Origin of the sequence: Deinococcus aestuarii, assembly GCF_018863415.1 — a bacterium.
Taxonomy (GTDB): Bacteria; Deinococcota; Deinococci; order Deinococcales; family Deinococcaceae; genus Deinococcus; species Deinococcus aestuarii.
This window is the reverse complement of sequence record NZ_JAHKSN010000001.1, coordinates 238,788-257,306: the sequence shown is the minus strand read 5'-3', so window position 1 is coordinate 257,306 and position 18,519 is coordinate 238,788. Positions and strand designations below refer to the sequence as shown.

General features: G+C 69.2%; 17 protein-coding genes. 11 read left to right on the top strand and 6 right to left on the bottom strand.

Annotation, left to right across the window (positions count from 1 at the left end; genetic code table 11):
- Positions 1-72 precede the first annotated feature (72 nt).
- Positions 73-687 (bottom strand): helix-turn-helix domain-containing protein, encoded by a 615-nt coding sequence (locus IC605_RS01245; protein WP_102126665.1) that lies wholly within the window; start codon positions 685-687, stop codon positions 73-75.
- A gap of 339 nt (positions 688-1,026) precedes the next feature.
- Entirely contained in the window at positions 1,027-3,456 is a 2,430-nt protein-coding gene (gyrA, locus tag IC605_RS01240; protein ID WP_216317865.1) for a DNA gyrase subunit A, read from the bottom strand.
- 359 nt (positions 3,457-3,815) lie between these two features.
- On the opposite strand from gyrA, the gene IC605_RS01235 reads away from it, so the two are divergent.
- The 3 genes from IC605_RS01235 to IC605_RS01225 are packed head-to-tail and all read left to right on the top strand — an operon-like array spanning position 3,816 to position 4,806.
- Positions 3,816-4,166 (top strand): roadblock/LC7 domain-containing protein, encoded by a 351-nt coding sequence (locus IC605_RS01235; protein WP_216317863.1) that lies wholly within the window; start codon positions 3,816-3,818, stop codon positions 4,164-4,166.
- Positions 4,163-4,504 (top strand): roadblock/LC7 domain-containing protein, encoded by a 342-nt coding sequence (locus tag IC605_RS01230; protein WP_216317861.1) that lies wholly within the window; start codon positions 4,163-4,165, stop codon positions 4,502-4,504. The genes IC605_RS01235 and IC605_RS01230 overlap by 4 nt, the downstream gene beginning before the upstream one ends.
- Entirely contained in the window at positions 4,501-4,806 is a 306-nt protein-coding gene (locus tag IC605_RS01225; RefSeq protein WP_216317859.1) for a roadblock/LC7 domain-containing protein, read from the top strand. The genes IC605_RS01230 and IC605_RS01225 overlap by 4 nt, the downstream gene beginning before the upstream one ends.
- A gap of 25 nt (positions 4,807-4,831) precedes the next feature.
- On the opposite strand, the gene IC605_RS01220 is transcribed toward IC605_RS01225, so the two are convergent.
- Positions 4,832-5,665 carry a PIG-L deacetylase family protein gene (locus IC605_RS01220; RefSeq protein ID WP_216317857.1) on the bottom strand — a complete coding sequence of 278 codons (834 nt, stop codon included), beginning with the start codon at positions 5,663-5,665 and terminating at the stop codon, positions 4,832-4,834.
- 255 nt (positions 5,666-5,920) lie between these two features.
- Complete coding sequence (locus tag IC605_RS01215) at positions 5,921-6,163, bottom strand: hypothetical protein (protein ID WP_216317855.1); 243 nt, start codon at positions 6,161-6,163, stop codon at positions 5,921-5,923.
- Positions 6,164-6,201: 38 nt separating this feature from the next.
- Between IC605_RS01215 and gluQRS the strand changes: the two genes are divergently transcribed.
- The 3 genes from gluQRS to trpA are packed head-to-tail and all read left to right on the top strand — an operon-like array spanning position 6,202 to position 9,239.
- Positions 6,202-7,107: a tRNA glutamyl-Q(34) synthetase GluQRS gene (gene gluQRS, locus IC605_RS01210; protein WP_216317853.1), complete on the top strand. Its 906-nt coding sequence runs from the start codon at positions 6,202-6,204 to the stop codon at positions 7,105-7,107.
- A 57-nt stretch (positions 7,108-7,164) separates the two neighbouring features.
- Complete coding sequence (gene trpB / locus IC605_RS01205; RefSeq protein ID WP_216317851.1) at positions 7,165-8,442, top strand: tryptophan synthase subunit beta; 1,278 nt, start codon at positions 7,165-7,167, stop codon at positions 8,440-8,442.
- The gene (gene trpA / locus IC605_RS01200; RefSeq protein WP_216317848.1) at positions 8,439-9,239 is read left to right on the top strand and encodes a tryptophan synthase subunit alpha; all 801 of its coding nucleotides are present in this window, start codon (positions 8,439-8,441) and stop codon (positions 9,237-9,239) included. Before trpB ends, trpA begins: the two co-directional genes overlap by 4 nt.
- Before the next feature lie 64 nt (positions 9,240-9,303).
- Here the strand turns inward: trpA and IC605_RS01195 are convergent, their stop codons facing one another.
- A complete protein-coding gene (locus tag IC605_RS01195) occupies positions 9,304-10,542 on the bottom strand; it encodes a sugar efflux transporter (protein WP_216317846.1) in 1,239 nt (412 codons plus the stop codon).
- Between the two features lie 230 nt (positions 10,543-10,772).
- Positions 10,773-13,535 carry a hypothetical protein gene (locus tag IC605_RS01190; RefSeq protein WP_216317844.1) on the bottom strand — a complete coding sequence of 921 codons (2,763 nt, stop codon included), beginning with the start codon at positions 13,533-13,535 and terminating at the stop codon, positions 10,773-10,775.
- A 347-nt stretch (positions 13,536-13,882) separates the two neighbouring features.
- On the opposite strand from IC605_RS01190, the gene IC605_RS01185 reads away from it, so the two are divergent.
- Genes IC605_RS01185 through leuB form a run of 5 tightly spaced genes read left to right on the top strand, consistent with a single transcriptional unit; the run spans position 13,883 to position 18,466 of the window.
- A complete protein-coding gene (locus IC605_RS01185; RefSeq protein ID WP_216317842.1) occupies positions 13,883-15,172 on the top strand; it encodes a 3-isopropylmalate dehydratase large subunit in 1,290 nt (429 codons plus the stop codon).
- A 15-nt stretch (positions 15,173-15,187) separates the two neighbouring features.
- A complete protein-coding gene (locus IC605_RS01180) occupies positions 15,188-15,547 on the top strand; it encodes a hypothetical protein (protein ID WP_216317841.1) in 360 nt (119 codons plus the stop codon).
- Between the two features lie 36 nt (positions 15,548-15,583).
- Positions 15,584-16,843: a hypothetical protein gene (locus IC605_RS01175; RefSeq protein ID WP_216317838.1), complete on the top strand. Its 1,260-nt coding sequence runs from the start codon at positions 15,584-15,586 to the stop codon at positions 16,841-16,843.
- A 47-nt stretch (positions 16,844-16,890) separates the two neighbouring features.
- Positions 16,891-17,418 carry a 3-isopropylmalate dehydratase small subunit gene (locus IC605_RS01170; RefSeq protein ID WP_216317837.1) on the top strand — a complete coding sequence of 176 codons (528 nt, stop codon included), beginning with the start codon at positions 16,891-16,893 and terminating at the stop codon, positions 17,416-17,418.
- The gene (leuB, locus tag IC605_RS01165) at positions 17,411-18,466 is read left to right on the top strand and encodes a 3-isopropylmalate dehydrogenase (protein WP_216317835.1); all 1,056 of its coding nucleotides are present in this window, start codon (positions 17,411-17,413) and stop codon (positions 18,464-18,466) included. Before IC605_RS01170 ends, leuB begins: the two co-directional genes overlap by 8 nt.
- The last annotated feature ends 53 nt before the right edge of the window (positions 18,467-18,519 follow it).

The following is an 18,519-nucleotide window of genomic DNA, read 5'->3' as shown; positions in this document are numbered from 1 at the left end:
ACACGTCTGGTCACAGAGGACGAAAGTAAAAACCGCCCGGCGTTAACCGGGCGGTCTGTGGTGCGTGTGCTCTTAAGCGGCGGCGATGGTGCTCAGCGCCTGCTCGTTCTTGAGGGTGATCTTGCCGTACCCGGCGCTGATCACGCCCTCGCGGCTGAGTTCGCCGACGACCTTGGTGACGGTCTCACGCACCGAGCCCACCGCGGCGGCCAGCTCGTCGTGGGTCGCGTAGATCATCGTCTCGCCGGAGTCGAGCTGGGTGGCGAGGGCCGTGTCCTTGAGCTCCAGCAGCTCACCCGCGATCCGGGCGCGCAGCCGCTTGCCGACGAGGCGGTAGATGCTCTCGTAGGCACGCTCCAGCGTCTTGACGAGGTGGGTGGTGACCACGAGGTTGTCCTCGGCGGTCATCAGCGCGGGGTTGATCACGTCCACGCTGGAGTCGGTCACGGCCTCCGCGAAGTAGGCGCGGTTCACGCCCGCCAGGGCTTCCTCGCCGAAGTACTCGCCGGGCTTGACGTAGCGCAGGGTCAGGCCGTTGCCGTCGTCGTCCATCGTGTGGATGCGAACCAGGCCGCTCGCCACGCGGTAGAGCATGTCGCTCTTGCCGGGGTAGAGGATGACCGCGCCCGGGCGGTAGGTCACGGTGTCCACGAAGGTCTTCGTCAGGGAGGAGTTGGTCTGCGTCATGGGGCTCGCCTCCTGGGCGTTGAGATCGGAGAGGGGGGCGCGGGTGCATCCCCGCATGGATCACAGTGTAACCTCTGATCACGTTTTTGTAAACAGTTTTGTTTCTTTAATCAGCGTTTAGCTCACCATCGTGCCCGGGTATCTTTCGCCCGCTGGGGCCGACTGAGACGACAAAAACAGGGGGGACGAGGGGGCTGCCCCTCTCATTGCCGCTTCATTGGAAAGGCCGCTCCGATGTCTTGGCAGATCGTGTGCGAGAGGACGCGGACCGGGGCCTCCAGAAGGGAAACGCGCCCGACCACCGGGGCCGGGCGCGTCGAGCATCTCTTCGCCGAAGGCTTACAGCTCGTCCTCGCGGCGGATGGGGAAGGCGCTGATCACGCGGTCCTTGTCGCCGATGTTGATGACCTTGACGCCCTGCGCGCCCCGGCCGGTCACGCGGACCTCCTCGACGCGGGTGCGGATCACCGTGCCCTTCTCGGTCAGGACCATCAGCTCCTCGTTCCCGGCCACGTGGGTCAGGGTGACGAGCTTGCCGGTCTTGTCGGTCACGCCGAGGGTGATCACGCCGAGACCGCCGCGCCCCTTGCTGGGGTAGTCGCCGACCGGGGTGCGCTTGCCCAGGCCGTACTCGCTCACCGCCAGAAGTTCGCTGCCCTCGTCGCCGCCGGGCACGAGCGCCATGCTCACCACGGCGTCGTCCTCGCGCAGGCGGATGCCGATCACGCCCTGGGTCGCGCGGCCCGTGTCGCGCACCTCGGTCGCGGCGAAGCGCATCGCCTGGCCCTCGCGGGTGGCGAGCACCACGTCGTCGCCGTTGCGCTGGATGCCCACGCCGATGAGTTCGTCGCCCGGCTGGAGGTTGATGGCGATCAGCCCCGCCGAGGTGATGTTGCCGTATTCGGCGATGGCGGTCTTCTTCACCACCCCCTTGCGCGTGGCGAACACGAAGCTGCCCGCCTCGTCAAAGCCCTTCACGCTGAGCACCGAGGCGATGTTCTCGTCCTCGCGCAGCGAAGGCAGCAGGTTGCGGATGTGCGTGCCCTTGGCGTCGCGGCCCGCCTCCGGCAGGTCGTAGATCTTCTCGTGGAAGACGCGGCCCGCGTCGGTGAAGAACAGCAGGTAGTCGTGCGTGGAGCCCACGAAGACGCTCGTGTTGATGTCCTCCTCGCGCAGCCTGCCGCCCGAGGCCCCGCGCCCGCCGCGGCCCTGCGCCCGGTAGGCGCCCAGGTTCGTGCGCTTGAGGTACCCCGCCTTGGTCATGGTGATCACCATGTCCTCGACGGCGATCAGGTCCTCCTTGGAGATGTCGTCCTCAAGCTGGGTGATCACCGAGCGCCGGGCGTCGCCGTAGCGGTCGCGCACGTCGCGGATCTCCTTTTTGATCTCGCGCCACAGCAGCCGCTCGTCGCCGAGGATGCCGCGCAGGCGCTCGATGATCTTTTGCAACTCGTCGTACTCGGCCATCAGCCGCTCGCGCTCCAGCCCCACGAGGCGTTGCAGCCGCATGTCGAGGATCGCCTGCGCCTGAATCTCGGTGAGGTCGAACCGCCCCATCAGCGCGTCGCGCGCCTCCGCCGCCGTGTTCGCCGCCCGGATGCGTTCGATCACCTCGTCGATGTTGTCGAGCGCCTTGAGCAGCCCCTCGAGCACGTGCGCCCGCTCCTCGGCCTTGCGCAGGTCGTAGGCGGTGCGGCGGGTCACCACGTCGCGGCGGTGGGTCAGGAAGTGCCGCATCGTGTCGATCAGCGGCAGCACGCGCGGCTCGCCCCCCACGATGCTGAGGTTGATCACCGTAAAGGTCGACTGGAGTTGCGTGTACTTGTAGAGCTGGTTGAGCACCAGTGTGGGAATCGCGCCGCGCTTGAGTTCCACCACGATCCGCACCGGCTCCTTGCGGTCGGACTCGTCGCGCAGGGCGGAGATGTCGGGGATCTTGCCCGCCTTGTACATCGCCGAGATCGTCTGGATCAGGTTGGTCTTGTTCACCTGATAGGGAATCTCGGAGATGATGATCTGCGCCCGCCCGTTCTTCTCGTCGATGCGGGCCTTGCCGCGCACCTTCAGCCCCGCGTGCCCGGTCGCGTACGCCTCCCGGATGCCCTGCTTCGAAATGCGCCCGCCCGTCGGGAAGTCCGGTCCCTGCACGTGGTTCATCATCTCGTCGAGGCTGATGTTCGGGTTGTCGATCAGCGCGAGGAGACCGTTGCTGATCTCGGTCAGGTTGTGCGGCGGGATGTTCGTCGCCATGCCCACCGCGATGCCCGTCGCCCCGTTCACGAGCAGGTTGGGCACGGCGGACGGCAGCACCGTGGGCTCGACCGTCGTCTCGTCGTAGTTGGGCTTGAGGTCGACCGTCTCCTTTTCGAGGTCGGCCAGCAGCTCCTCGGCGAGCTTGGTCATGCGCGCTTCGGTGTAGCGCATGGCGGCGGGCGGGTCGCCGTCGATGGAGCCGAAGTTCCCCTGCGGGTCCACCATCGTGTAGCGCAGGTTCCACCACTGCCCGAGGCGCACCATCGCGTCGTAGACGGGCGCGTCGCCGTGCGGGTGGTACTTCTTCATCACCTCGCCGACCACCGCCGCCGACTTGGCGTGCTTCTGGTTGGCGGCCAAGCCCTCTTGCAGCATCGCGTACATGATTCGCCGCTGCACGGGCTTGAGACCGTCGCGCACGTCGGGCAGCGCGCGGTCCACGATCACGTTCATCGCGTAGTTGATGAAGTTCGTTTTGACTTCGCTGGTGATGTCAACAGGTTGAATTCCGGTCATGAGGCTCCAGTCTGTGCGCGCCGCACGGAGAAAAAGGGCCCGTCGGCGGGGGCAATGGTGGACCCGGCAGGGGGCCGGGAATGGAATGAGTCTATCACATTATGCTGTGAGCATAACGACCCACCCCTCTTTTCCAGTCGTTATTCTACCGCACCGGGATGGGGAAAACACGAGGTCAAAGGGTGTCCACGGGGGTCGGGTTGGGTGAGCGAGAACCGCCGTGAGCCTGACCTGCACGGCCTTTCAGGAGAGGGCTTGGCGATCAGGGCGCGCGCCTCTCAGGGCCGTTTCAGGGTGGTGAGTCGCCTGCGCCTGCCTGTCAGAATTCTGCGTGAACGCGGCGCCTACGATACCGGGCGATGCTCACCCACCTCACGCAACTCGTGACGGACGTGGACGGCGCGTGGGCCGCCGCCATCGGCGGACTCGACGGCCTGCTCGTCGAGGGCCACGCCGCCGCCGACACCGACCTGGGCCTCCTCGTGGCCGAACACGCCGGACTCCTGCGCGCCGCGAACGCCTCCTACGGCGAGACCCTGGGGGACGGCAACCCGCGCGAGCTGTACCTGCGCGGCGAGCGGGTCAGCGTCTTCCTGCACCCCATCACCGCCGACTTCTTCCTGCTCCTCGCCCTCGACGGGCGCAGCAACCTCGGGCAGGCCCGGCTGTATGGCCGCGCCGCCGCCCGTCAATTGGAGGCCCACCTGTGAGGCTTGACCTTCTGCGCACCGTTCCCGGCCTGGTGGGGGCCGTCCTCGCGGGTCCCGACGGCCTGCCGCTCGAAACCCTGGGCTCGGGTGGAGACGCGCTCGCCGCCGAGCTGACCTCGCTGCGAACTGGGCTGGAGCGGATGGGCCGCCGTCTGGGCGCGGGGCAGGTCACCCGGGTGGCCTTTACGGCGGAGCGGGTCGAGGTCGTCGCGGTGGCCGGGGAGAGCTTCGTCCTGGCTGCCGCCTTGCAACGGGGCACCGACACGCGGAGCGCGCAGCAGTTCCTCGCCCGCCTCGCCTCGGAACTCAGCGACCTGCCCGCGCTGGAGCACGCGTGATCGCGCCGCTGCTCGACGTGCGTGGGGTCAGGCACGCCGCCTTGGTGGACGCGCGCGGCGCCGTCGTGACCGCCGTGGGAGAGGGAGCGGACCTCGGTGTCGTGGGGCCAGGGCGTGCGGTCATCGGCAGCCTTCAGGCGGCCCTCGGCCAGGGGCAGTGGCAAGACCTCCTTCTCGACGTGGACGGAGGCCCCCTGCTGCTCACCCCACACGGCGACCAGATCCTGCTCACCGCCTTCGACGACGTGGCGAACCTGGGCCGGGTGCGCTTCGCGGTCAGGAGGTTGCTGGGGCAGGGGTAGGAACGCGGGCCCTGTCCCGCGCCCCTCAGTCGTCCAGCGCCTCGAAGCCGGGCAGCCCGTCGAACAGCCCCCGGAGGGGCAGGGTGGGGACGGGCGTGCGCGTCCCGCCGATGGCGAAGCTCTCGGTGCCCAGCAGGCGCGTTTCCATCGCCTGACGTTCCTCGGGGCTCATGCGGCCCAGCAGGCTCGTCTCGCCCGTCTGGGTGCCGTGGGCGGCGAGGGCGGATTTCTTGTTCTCGGCGTAGGCGGTGACGTTCATCCGCACGGCGATGGTGTCCTCGCTGACCCCGTAGACCAGGGGGTCGAGGTCCTGCCCCATGCGGGCGATGCCCTGCGCCGCCTCGTGCGTGAACGCCGTGAAGTACAGGCGCCGTGGCCCCCCGCCCGGCACGTGCCCGGTGCTGAAAAAGGCGCCCACCGCCGCCCGGTGAATCTGGAGGTGGTCGATGTGCCCGTAGCCCCCGTGGGGATCGAAGGTCACCATGACCTGAGGCCGCACGTCCCCGATCAGCGCGCGGAGTTTGACCTCCACGTCGAGGGGGCTCACGTTCATCAGCGCGAGGGGGTCGTCATGGCGGGTGCGCTCGTAGCGGCCCGAGTCGTGGAAGTCGAGGAAGACGGGCTCCGGGATTTCGAGGGCCCGGCACGCCTCGCGCAACTCCCCCTCGCGCTGCTGGCCGAGGTCGTCCACGGTCATGCCCGGCACGGTGATCTTCCCGGCCTCGCCGCGGGTGGCGCAGGCGAGGACCACCCGCACGCCCCGCCGCGCGTAGTGGGTGAGGGTGCCGCCGACGCTGAAGGCCTCGTCGTCGGGGTGGGCGAACACGGCGAGGAGGGTGGGGGGCTGTGCAAAGCTCATCCGGGCAGTGTACGCCGGGAACGTCCGCCCGCCGGTTGGCGTATCCCTTAGGGTGAAAGAGGCCTTGCGAGCCCTCCAGACGCTGCTGGCGCAACTGGTGCTGGCGCTGATCGGCCAGCCGGTGCCGGGTCCTTCGGAGTCTGAGCGCCGACGCCATGCCCGGAAACGGGAGCGGCTGGACGCTGGGGAAGTCCCGGTCGGCCCCATCGGAACGCTGCGGACGGTGGCGCGAGAAGCCTTTTACGCGCTGATCGGTCAACCCTCGCCCGAGCCGCCCTCCTCCGCCTCCAGCCGCAGGCCGCGCTCGTAGAAGTCCCAGATCGCGTCCGTCCACGCCGCGTAGATCAAGCGGCGGTTGCCCAGGTCGGCGGCCTCCAGCGCCTCCCCGAGTGCCCGGTAGAAGCGGCTGCCCTGCTCGCGCATGGCCCGCGCCGTCCAGTACGTCTCGGACCCGAGCAGGAGGGTCAGGCGGTCAGGGCCGGAGAGGGGAACGGTCATGGGGGACATGATGCCGGGACCGCGTTACCCTGACGCCGATGACCGCCTCCTCCCCGCCCGTCGTGGGCCGCTTCGCCCCCAGCCCGACGGGCGCGATGCACCTCGGGAACGCGCGCACGGCCCTCCTCGCCTGGCTGCACTCCCGCGCCCTGGGGGGCCGCCACCTCCTGCGCTTCGAGGACCTGGACACCGGGCGGGTGAGACCCTGGGCCTTCGACACCACCCGCCGTGACCTGGAGTGGCTGGGGCTGGACTGGGACGCGGAGTACACGCAGTCCGAGCGACTGGACGTGTACGCGGAGGCGGTGACGCACCTCGACACCTACCCCTGCACCTGCACCCGGCGCGAGGTGCTGGCGACCATTCAAGCGAGCGCGGGTGCCCCGCACGGCGAGGAGCCTGTCTATCCGGGGACGTGCCGGGCGGGCCGCGTGAATCCAGAGCGGCCCGCCGCCTTGCGCTGGCGGGTGCCGGACGAGACCGTGTATGCCCACGACGCCCTGACCCGGGAGACTCTCTGCCAGCACCTCCCCACCGAGGTCGGCGACTTCGTGCTCCGCCGCAACGACGGGGCCTACGCCTACCACCTCGCGGTCGTGGTGGACGACGGGTTGATGGGCGTGACGGACGTGGTGCGCGGCGCCGACCTGTGGCCCGCCACGCCCCGGCAGGTGGCCCTGCAAAAAGCTTTGGGCTATCCCAGCCCGCGTTCCCTCCACGTTCCCCTCCTGACTGACTTTCGGGGCGAACGCCTCGCCAAGCGGGGGGGAGCACCACCGCTGATGGCCCTGCGCGAGGGGGGAGAGGAGCCCGGGCGGGTGCTGGCGACCCTCGCCCGCTCGCTCGGGTGGGAGGTGCCGGACACTGTAGGAGCGACAGAGTTATTGCCGTTCTGGCGCGCGCAATTACCCCCCGCTCAATTCCCTCTTCCCCCACAAACTTAGATGACTTGTCTAAGTTTCCCAAACGCCCGTTAGGCCCGGAATTCTATCCTGAGGATCATGTCCCTCACTCTCCCCAGCTACCCGCAGCCGGACGGGCGCGGGCGCTACGGACGCTTCGGCGGGCGCTACGTCCCCGAGACGCTGATCCCCGCGCTCGACGAACTCGAAGCCGCCTACCGGGCCGCCAAAGCAGATCCCGCCTTCCTCGGTGAACTCGACCGCCTGTTCAGGGAGTTCGTGGGCCGCCCCAGTCCCCTGTACCTCGCCCAGCGCCTGACGGACCATGCGGGCGGGGCGAGGATTTACCTCAAGCGCGAGGATTTCAACTACACGGGCGCCCACAAGATCAACAACTGCCTCGCGCAGGCCCTCCTCGCCGTGCGGATGGGCAAGCGCCGGGTGATCGCCGAGACGGGGGCCGGGCAGCACGGGGTCGCCTCCGCCACCGCCGCCGCCCTGCTGGGCCTGGACTGCGTGGTCTACATGGGCGCCGAGGACATCCGCCGTCAGGCCCTCAACGTCTTCCGGATGCGGCTGCTCGGCGCCGAGGTCCGCGAGGTCACCTCCGGCACGAGCACCCTCAAGGACGCGACCAACGAGGCGATCCGCGACTGGGTGACGAACGTGCGGGAGACCTTCTACATCCTGGGCAGCGTGGTCGGCCCACACCCCTACCCGGCGATGGTCCGCGACTTCCAGGCCGTGATCGGCGAGGAGGTCAAGGTCCAGCTTCAGGCGGTGGAGGGCCGCTCCGCTCCCGACGCCATCGTGGCCTGCGTGGGCGGCGGCTCGAACGCCATCGGCATCTTCGCGCCGTACGCCTACCTGCCTGCAGAGGAGCGGCCCCGATTGATCGGCACCGAGGCCGCCGGGGAGGGCGTGGAGAGCGGCAGGCACGCGGCGAGCATGGCGGGCGGGCGCATCGGCGTCCTCCACGGCTCGATGATGTATCTGCTGAACGACGACGAGGGACAGATCGTCCCGCCGCACTCCATCAGCGCGGGCCTGGACTACCCCGGCATCGGCCCCGAGCACTGCCACTACGCCGAGACGGGCGTGGCCGAGTACGTGCCCGTCACCGACGCGCAGGCTCTGGAAGCCCTGCAACTCCTCACCCGGCTGGAGGGCATCATCCCCGCCCTGGAGAGCGCCCACGCCATCTACCACGCGGTGAGGCTGGCGCAGGAACTCGGGCCGGACGGCGTGATCGTGGTCAACCTCTCCGGCCGCGGCGACAAGGACGTGGCGGAGGTCATGCGGTTGCTGGAGATGGAGCGGGACCAGGGCCTGCTGGACAAGGAAGTGGAGCAGGTCACCCGGGAGGTTCTGGCATGACCGCGACGCTGACGAGGGGCGCCGAGCGGATTCACGCCGCCTTCGAGCGGGTGAAGGCAGAGGGTCGCGCCGCCTTCATGCCCTTCATGACGGCGGGTTACCCGAGCGCGTCAGCGTTCCCCGGGGTCGCCGACGCCCTGCTCGCTCACGCGGACCTGCTCGAAGTCGGCATCCCCTACTCCGATCCCCTCGGCGACGGTCCCACCATCCAGCGGGCGTCCGAGCAGGCGCTGGCGGGCGGCACGAGCACGCGGCGCACCCTGGCGCTCGTGAAGGAGCTGCGGGCCCGTCACGACACGCCCATCGTGATCATGACGTACGTCAATCCCATCTACGCCGTCGGGCCCCGCGAGTTCATGCGGCTCTCGCAGGACGCGGGGGTGGACGGCCTGATTCTCCCCGACCTGCCGCCCGACCAGGACCTCGAAATCGCGGACCTCGCCGCCGAGCACGGGCTGGCGGTGACGTTCCTGATCGCGCCGACGAGCACGCCGGAGCGCATCAAGCTGGTGGCGGACGCCTGCACCGGCTTCCTGTACGCCGTCTCGGTAACGGGGGTGACCGGGGCGCGGGAGGGGACGGCGCTCGGCGAGGTGCCCGCCATGCTCGCCCTCGCGCGTGAATACGCCCGGGTGCCCGTCGCCGTGGGCTTCGGGGTGAAGGACGCCCAGACGGCCCATCAGGTCGCCGGGGTGGCGGACGGGGTGGTCGTCGGCAGCGCCTTTGTCAACGCCGTGCGCGAGGGGCAGGACGTGGGGGCCCTCGCCGCGAGCATCGCCGAGGGGTGCCGCCGGTAGCCGTTCGACGCGGGAAGAGGGGCCAGCTCCGACCTGGAAGGCTGGCCCCTCTTCCATTGGTTCCCTACAGGGGCGCCTCAACCTCCCGCCTCGTCACCACCCGCGGGCGCGTAATGGCCTGCATGACCACCCACGCTCCCAGGGTGAGCAGGGCGCACAGCAGAAAGACAGCGCGGTAGCCGAAAAGCTGCGCACACGCCCCCGACACGATCCCCGCGAACATGCTCCCGACGTTCATGGTGTTCGAGTACAGGGTGGTGGCGACGCCGAAGCGGCCCGGCATGAGTTCCTGAAAGTAGGCCATGCCCAGCCCTGCCAGCACGGCGAGCACGGCCGCCCGCACCGCCTGCGTGACGACGAGGAGCGGCATCCCCTGCGCGAGGAAAAGCAGCGCGAAGTGCAGCACGAAAAGGACCATCGCCCACTTCACCAGCCGCTCGGTGGAGGGGAGACGCCGCGCCGCCACGAAGGCGAGCATCAGGGGAATTTCCAGCAGGGCGCAAAATCCAACCAGAAAGCCCACCTGCCCGTCCGTGCCGCCGAGCACCCGGGTGACGAGCAGCGGGAACATCGTCATGCCCATGCTCATGCTCATGCCGTACAGCACGAAGGCCAGGGTGACCCAGGCGAGGGGACGGCGTGGCCGTCCGTCCTGCCTCGCCTCGGTCGTCACGGCGCGCGCGGGGGTGGGCGGCGCCGTCCTCACCCGCAGGACGGGCAGGGCGGCGAGCGTAAGACACCCCGCCGTGACGAGGAAGAGGCCGTGGAAGTCCAGCCGCGCGAGGGCGAAGGCCCCTACCCCCGGCCCGACCACCCAGGCGAGGGCGAAGACCGACCTGAGCGCCGTCACCGCCCGGTCGGGGAGGCCCCCCGGAGCCACCGCGAACTGGGCCCGAGCGAGCGAGAATACCTGCGGAAAGGCCGCCGCGCCCGTCGCCAGCAGCGTGACCCCGATCAGGAGCATCACCGGGTAGGCCCGGGTGACACTCAGCCCCGCGTACCCCAGCGCGCCCGCCGCGAGCGCGAGCAGCAGGACGGGGCGGCGGTCCGGGAGGTGGTCGGAGAGCCGGGCCAGCCGGGTGCTGATCAGCACGCTGCTCACGGCGGTCAGGGTCAGGAAGACGCCCAGTTGCAGCGGCGTGAGGCCCAGGCGGTCCACCGCGAAGAGGGGGAGGTAGGGGGCGGCGAGCGACTGGGCCAGGCCGATGAAGAGGACCGTGAGGGCGAGCCCCGGGGCGTGGGGGAGGCGCCAGACGGCGGCGAGGGTGCCGGAGGTGGGAGAGGGGGCGGACACGTCGGACATGACCGCCACCCTAGCGCGCACCGCCGGGAAGGAAAGGGGGGGCTGGGTGGAGAGTGACGCCTGACAGCGGTGTCCGGCCCGAGCGGAGCGAGCACCCGTGATGAAGCGGCCCTGCGTGGCGTTGAAGGGACGCAGGTTGTCCCTTCAACGGAATGGAGGACCGCGATGAGCCGGACACAGATGACCAAGCTGACCTCTCACCTGAGGAGAGGCCAGCGGCGGGCGTGGTTTCAGCGCAGGACCGTCAGGTAAGACTGATAGCTTCCGCCTACGTACTCGTTGGTGAGCAGGCTGACGCCCCCATCACGGTTGAGAATGCCGCTCCCGCCGTCGGTGGGGATGCTGGTTGCTCCCCCCGTTTCCGGGTTGATCCTGAAAGCGGCGCCCGAACCCGTGGCCCACAGGAGCTGAGGGTTCTGCTGATCGAAGCCGACGAGGCTGAGGCTGGACTCCAGGTTGAAGGTCGTCGCGGAGCCGTCGGCGTTCACCCGGGTGGGCCTGCCGTAGACCGTGAACCAGACCTCGCCCGTGTTCGAGACGGCGACGCTGTCGATGCTGCCCGTGGCGCTGGTCATCTCCCGAATGGCCGCCGTGGTCGTGTCGATCAGCAGCGGCTTGGCGTAAGAGCTCCCCCGGTAGACCACGAACTTGCCGTCGTTGCTGACCTTGAAGTCCTGACTGTTCCCCCCGTAGCCGTAGGAACGCGTGGTGTCCACCGTGGTGACGCTCCCCGTGGCAGGGTCCCAGCGGCACAGCCCGTAGGTGTACGCCCCGACCTGCTCGCCGACACTCTGGATAAACCACACACGACCCTGGGAGTCCACGGCGCCGAAACTCAAGCGGTTGGCACTCGGGGCGGTCAGGAGGGTGGTCGTGCCGTCATCCTTGAGGCGGTACACCGTGTTCGCGCCCGAGGAGAGGACGTACACGTCCCCACCCGGGATGGGCAGGAGCTGCGACGAAACGTTGTTGAACTTGACTTCCTGGGCCGTCTTCCCCCCGGCGAAGCGCCGGAAGGTCGTCTGGTAACCGCCGCTGGCGGAGTTGTAGGTGTTGTCGGCCGTAAACCAGATGCCGTCGGCCGCGGGGGCCGGGGAGGAGATCGTCCCGATCAGGGTCCGGGCAGGTTTGACGTTGAGTTGAAAAGTCTCGTAGGAGCCGGGAAAGTTGCTCGGTCGGACGTCGCTCCCGGTGACGCGGACGCTGCTGCTGCCCAGGGTGGCCCCCGCCTCCACCTGAAGGGGGATGTCGACGGTCGTGGTGGCGTTGGCGACGACGTTCACGGTCACGGGGTTGGCGCTGACGCCCGCCGGGAGGCCGGTGAGCGTGAGCGTGGTGGATCCCTTGAAGCCCGCGTTGCCGGAGACGTTGACGCGCACGCTGCCCGCCGTTCCCTGGTACACGCTGACGCCGGAATACGGGTTCTGGACCTGGACGGACACCGTGGGCTTGGGGACCACGAGCTTGACGGTGCTGCGCGCGCTGTACCCGCCGCCCTCCGCGACGAGGGTGGCCGCGTACTCACCGGGCGTCAGGGTCTCGCCCCCCGTCAGGGTCAGTTCGCCGGAGGCGGAGCCGTTCAGGTTCACCGTCTGCGTGTCGGCGGTGATCCCCTCCGGCAGGCCCTCCATCCGCAGGGTCACCGGACCGCTGAAGTTGCCCGTGCTGCTGAGGTAGGCGGAAAACCTGACCGAACTGTTCGGCGTCACCTCCAGCCCGGAGGACGCGTAGGTCGACAGGTGGATGCCGGGGCGCTGCACCACCAGCGAGCCGTAGCCGCCGCCCACCCGGTTCCCCGACGCGTCAAGCACGTCGAGCGAGAACGACCGGCTGGTATTCTCGCTGCCCGTGTAACGGAACGTCAGCTTCCGGGTCAGGCTCTGTGGACTCAGCCCCAGCTCCGCCAGCCGCCCGCCCGTCGCCTCCGTCTTCACCGCCTGTGCCGTGAGGGCAGGCAGGGTCAGCGTGGACGGCTCCACGGTCAGGTTGGGATCGTCCGTCTTCAGCGTGACGGTCCCGCTGTACCCGCCGACCTGCGTGAGCTGGGCGTCCACCGTCACGGCGTCGTCGCTCTTGAAGGTCAGCGTCGCCGGGTTGAGGGACACGGACACGCCCGGCTCGGCGCTGAAAAAGCGCAGTTCGGTACGGGTGTCGCTGCCGATGTTGCGGTAGACGTAATGGTTGCCGCTCTCCGTCACGGCGAGGGCGTTCCAGCCCGCCTTCAGGGTGATGTCGTAGTCCTCGGAAAAGGGCGTGCTGCCGTACCAGGAATCATAGGAGCATGTCCCCTGGAAGGTCGTGTCCGCCTGGGCGTACATCCGCAGAATCCGCGTTTGCGGCGCCAGGCTTCCCGCGCCGGAGATCACCCGCTCCTCCACCGTGCCGAGGTGGTCTCCCTGGGGGCCGTAGGCATCGAGGATGCTGTTGCCCCAGACGCGGACGGTGGGATTGGTGTTCGCGCCCGTCGCGGTACAGCCCTCGGTCAGCAGGTAGAACCCGCGCGCCGGGGGCGTCTGCCCGCTCAGGTCGAGGTCGAAGCTGTTCGTGGCGTCCACGTCGGCGACGCCGAAGGGAGGCTGGGTGGAGGCGTTCAGGATGACGCGAGCGATCTTGAAGGTATTCCCGCTGATCTTCCCGGCGATCCGGTCCGCGACGACGGCATTGCCCGCTCGCGCATAGGCCAGCGTCACCGTCTTGTCCGCGTCCAGCGTGACGCTCTGCGCGGTGGGCGTGACGGAGGTGTTCACCGCCCCGCCCTCTACCTTGAACACGTCCCCGGCCTTGAGGCTGCCGAACGTCTTGCTGCCCTCCAGCGTGCCGCTGAAGACCTGGGTATTCGTTGTTGTGTTCGTCACGGTGACGGGGGCGCTCGTCACGCCGTCGAGCCTAACCGTCAGGCTGAAGGTGGAGGCGGAGGGAGGGGTCGGGCTGGAGCAGGCCCCCAGAAGGACGGTGAGACCGAGCATGGCGCCGGAAAAGTGGAGTCTCTTCATGTGCACTCAGGATTCTAAGGGGGCTTTTCTTTCGGCCTTGTCAACTTTGCGGCGGCCACTCATTTCATGAAGCCTCCGTCAGATGAAGACAAGTTCACAGCGCTCGTCCATCAAGGGGGAGGGAACTTCCCGGCCCGTCTACACGTCTCGCCTTGCCCCGCCCTCGCGGGCCGCGCTACACTTCCCCCGATGTTCACCGCGCCGCCGACCCGGAAGGACGCCCCCGTGGCGCTTCTTCTTCGTTGGGGGCGGTGAGCGCGGGCCCAGCGTTCGCTCATCCGCCCCCGGAGCTGAAACGGCTTCGGGGGCTTTCGCTTGCAGGAAGCTAGAAGAGGAGTTGTGCCTGTATGGGAATGACGATTGCCGAAAAGATTCTGGCGGCCCACAGCGGCCACGACCAGGTGGTGCCGGGGCAACTCATCGAGTGCGCGACCGACTGGGTGCTGTGCCACGAGATCACCACCCCCGCCGCCCTGCGGATGCTCGAAGAACGCGGCATGGACCGGGTGTTCAACCCGGGGCAGATCGTCGCCGTGCCCGACCATTCCGTCCCGGCCATGAACATCAAGGCCGCCAAGATGTACCAGAAGCTCAAGTCCTGGGTGCAGGAAAAGGGCATCAAGCACTTCTACGACGTGGGCCGCGGCGGCATCGCCCACGTCGTGCTGGAGAACACCGGCCTCGTGAAGCCGGGTCAGACCCTCGTGAGCGGCGACTCGCACACCTGCAACGCGGGGGCGCTGGGCATGTTCGCCACGGGCGTGGGCAGCACCGACCTCGCGGGCGCGATCTACGCGGGCCGGGTATGGTTCAAGGTGCCCGAGACCATGCTGATCCGCGTCACCGGCGAGATGCAGCCCGGCGTGACCCCCAAGGACATCGTGCTGGAGGTCATCAAGCGGATCGGGGCGGACGGCGCGAACTACCTCGTGATGGAGTGGGTGGGCGACACCATCGACCGGATGGACATGGAGGGCCGCTTCACCCTGACGAACATGGCGATTGAGGCGGGCGGCAAGACGGGCATCGTCGCGGTGGACGAGACGACGCGGGCGTACCTCGCCGAGCGCGGGGTCACGCCCGACCAGTACACGGAATACACCTCCGACCCCGACGCACGGTACAAGGTCGTCATCGACGTGGACGCCTCGCAGGTCGAGCCCACCGTCGCCTATCCCCACATCCCCAGCAACGGGCGGGTGGCGGGCCAGGACCGCATCGCCGTCACGCACGCCTACGTGGGAAGCTGCACGAACGGGCGCATCGGCGACCTGCGGGACGTAGCGCGCATCCTGAAGGGGCGCAAAGTGGCCGACGGCGTGCAGATGATCGTCGTGCCCGCCACCCAGGCGATCTGGAAGCAGGCGGCGCAGGAAGGTCTGATGGAAATCTTCGTGGACGCGGGGGCCAGCGTGAGCTACCCGAGCTGTGGCGCGTGCCTGGGGATGCACTCGGGCGTGCTGGGGCCGGACGACGTGTGCATCTCCTCCACCAACCGCAATTTCGTGGGGCGGATGGGCGATCCCTCGGCGCAGATTTACCTCGCGTCTCCCGCGACGGTGGCGGCGAGCGCGGTGGCCGGGTACATCACCGACCCGCGCGAGTACAACGCGGGGGGACCGCAGGCGGCGGACTGAGGCTGGAGAGAGGCGGTGACGGGCATCGACTGGCTTCAGAACATCCACTGGCTCGTTGCCTACTTCGCGGCGGGTTGGTTGCTGGGCTGGCTGGCCGTGCGTGAGCGGCGCTGGGCGGTCTTGCCTGCCCTGAGCACCGTCGTGATGATGGTCACAGGGTTCTCGAACCGTCTTCAGAGTGCCATTCCCATCTCCTCCAACCTGACCCGCACGGCGGTTGCCGCCAGCCTCGGTTTGATGGTGCTGTGGGGCGCGTCCCGACTCCCGGCCCTGTCCTGGCGGGTCGGCGTGGGAACGGCCCTGGTCCCCGTGGTCGTGCCGTTTTGCTTCTGGCTGGGATTCTTGCTGTTCCTCATCATTTTCCAGATTCCATGATGGGTGATCGTCCCATCCCTGAAATACTGAGGTCCTATGGGTGAAGCCAAAAGGCGCAAACAACTCGGGCTGATGCCCACCGTCCACCCCTTCGAGGCGCAGATGGACGCGGACGGCCACGTGACCCTCACGCGCGGGCCGGAGGACGCGGAGCTGCGTGGGCGGATCGAGGCCGCCCTGAAGACCTCCCAGCCCTACGGGCCAGCCTGGGACAGCGAGTACCGCACGTCGTACGTGATGGCGGGCCGACCGGATCGGCTGCTGAACACGGCGGAGGACGTGCAGGCCATCCCGGTGCCCGCGCTGCGGCGCTTCTCGGGCGACCTCGTGCTGGGGCAGGCGGGGGAGGGCGTGGGCCTGAACCTCCCGGTCGAGGGGGGCGGCCACCTGCGGTTGCGCGGGCAGCAACATTCCTTCGACGGCGCGCGCTGGGAGGGCTTCCCCACCGGGCAGGACCCCCGGCAGGTGCTCGAGTTCCTGATGCAGCACCCGGCCCTGAACCTGCGCGGCGAGGTGGTCGCCTCCTTCCTGGTCGAGCACTGGCCCGAGGGCCGCATCGACATCGAGCCCGAGCCGCCCGAGGAACTCCTGGAGGCCATCGAGGCCGTCGCCCGCGAGTGGCACGGCGAGACGCCGGGGGAGTGGGCGCAGACCCACCACGAGCTGCTGGAGCAGGAGGAGGGGCCCGTTCCCGTCGCCCGGCGCCTGCGGCTGGAACTGCGCCAGCCCGCGCCGCTGCAATCACCCCTCAGCCTCGCCTTCGCCACCCGGGGCAACGTGGAGTTTCACCCCGACCCGGAGGGGTCGAGCTACTCCCTCGACGGCGAGACGTGGCACTCCTACGGCGACCCGGACGCCGAGCCCGCCGAGGACGGCACGGGCGAACTCGGCGAGCTGCTGTCGAACATGCTCGACGTGCAAACCGTCCCGGTCACCGTCTGGGCCGATGGCCGGGTCGAGTGGGAGGAGGGCGCGGTTCCCGGGGAGCACGCCGACCGGGTGCGCGCCGACCTGATCGAAGCGACGGGTGCGGGAAACCCGGACGCCTGGGGGGAGTGGACCCGCAACGTGCTCGTCGAGACCTTCGCGGGCGAGGCCCCCCACCTCGCCGAGCAGGACGAGCTGCCCGCCGTCCAGGGGGTCCGCCTCGACCTCCCGACCGACGCCCTCACCGACCCCGACGACCCCGCCCAGTACTTCATGGAGTCCGAGGTGACCTTCGACGGCGAGCACTGGCGCGACCTCTACGCCGAGGACTTACCCGAAGAACTGGGCCGCCTGCGCCCCTCGAACTGACCCGCCCTCTGCTTTCTGCCCTCCGCCCTCTGCCCCAAGGAGCCCCCATGCCCACTGTCCACGTCTTCGCCCGCGACCACATCAACACCGACGAGATCATCCCTGCACGCCACCTGACGACCGACGTGGAGGCCGAACTCGCGCCCTACGCGATGGAGGATTACGACAAGGGCTTCGTGAAGCGCGTCCAGAAGGGCGACATTATCGTCGCCGGGGCGGACTTCGGGTGTGGCTCCAGCCGCGAGCACGCCGTCTGGGCGCTGCGCGGGGCGGGCGTGTCCGCCGTGATCGCCCCCAACTTCGCGCGCATCTACTACCGCAACTCGATCAACAACGGCTTCCTCGCGCTGGAGTGCGACGGCATCGTGGAGGCGTTTCAGGACGGTGACGAGGCCGACCTCGACCTCACGGGCGGCACGATCACGAACAGGCGGACCGGGCAGACGCTGACCTTCGTGCCCGTGCCCCAGTTCGCCCTCGACGTGCAGCGGGCGGGTGGCTGGCTGGAGTACATGAAGGAGCGCGACGACGCGGCGGCCGTGCGGGCCGCCCAGGGGGAGGCCACCCATGCCTAAGGTCGTTACCCTGCCCGGCGACGGCATCGGGCCGGAGGTCACCGCCGCCGCCGTCGAGGTGCTGCGCGAAGTGGCGCCCGACGTGACCATCGAAGAGCACGCCATCGGGGGCGGTGCGTATGACACGTCCGGCGATCCCTTCCCCCAGCGCACCCGCGACGCGCTGAGGGACGCGGACGCCGTGCTGCTCGGCACGGTGGGCGGGCCGCAGAACAGCCCGTGGAACAGTCTCCCCCGCCACCTGCGCCCCGAGAGCGGCCTGCTCGCGCTGCGCAAGGCGCTGGGCTGTTACGCCAACCTGCGGCCCGTGCGGGTGCAGCCGGGGCTGGAACACCTCTCGCCGCTCAAGCCCGAGCTGGCGCGTGGGGTGGACATCCTGATCGTGCGCGAGCTGCTAGGCGGCATCTACTTCGATGGGGACCGCAAGATCGAGGGCAACACGGCCTACAACACCATGCGCTACACGACGCCCGAGGTCGAGCGGGTGGCCCGCGTCGCCTTCTGGGCCGCCGAGCAGCGCCGGGGCCGGGTGACGAGCGTGGACAAGGCGAACGTGCTGGAGGTCTCCGAACTCTGGCGCCGCGACGTGACCGCCCTGCAAGGCCGCGAGTACCGCAACGTGCACCTGAACCACGAGTACGTGGATTCGGTCGCCATGCTGATCGTCGCCGACCCCGGCCGCTACGACGTGATCGTCACGGAAAACCTCTTCGGGGACATCCTCTCCGACCTCGCCGCCGTGATCCCGGGCAGCCTGGGTCTGATGCCGAGCGCGAGCCTGGGGGACGGCCCGGGCCTCTTCGAGCCCATCCACGGGAGCGCCCCCGACATCACCGGGCAGGGGATTGCCAACCCCGCCGCCGCGATCATGAGCGCCGGGATGCTGTTGCGCCACTCGCTGCACCGCCCCGAGGCCGCCAACCAGATCGACCGCGCGGTGGCCCTGGCCCTGCGCGAGCACCCTACCCGCGACCTGGGCGGGAAGGCGGACACGCGGACCTTCACCCACGCCGTGCTGGACGGGGTGGCGAGCCCGAGCGTCGGGTAAGCCCGGGAGAAGCAGGGGAGGGGCGGCGGGTTGCCAGGTGGGCCGCCGCCCCT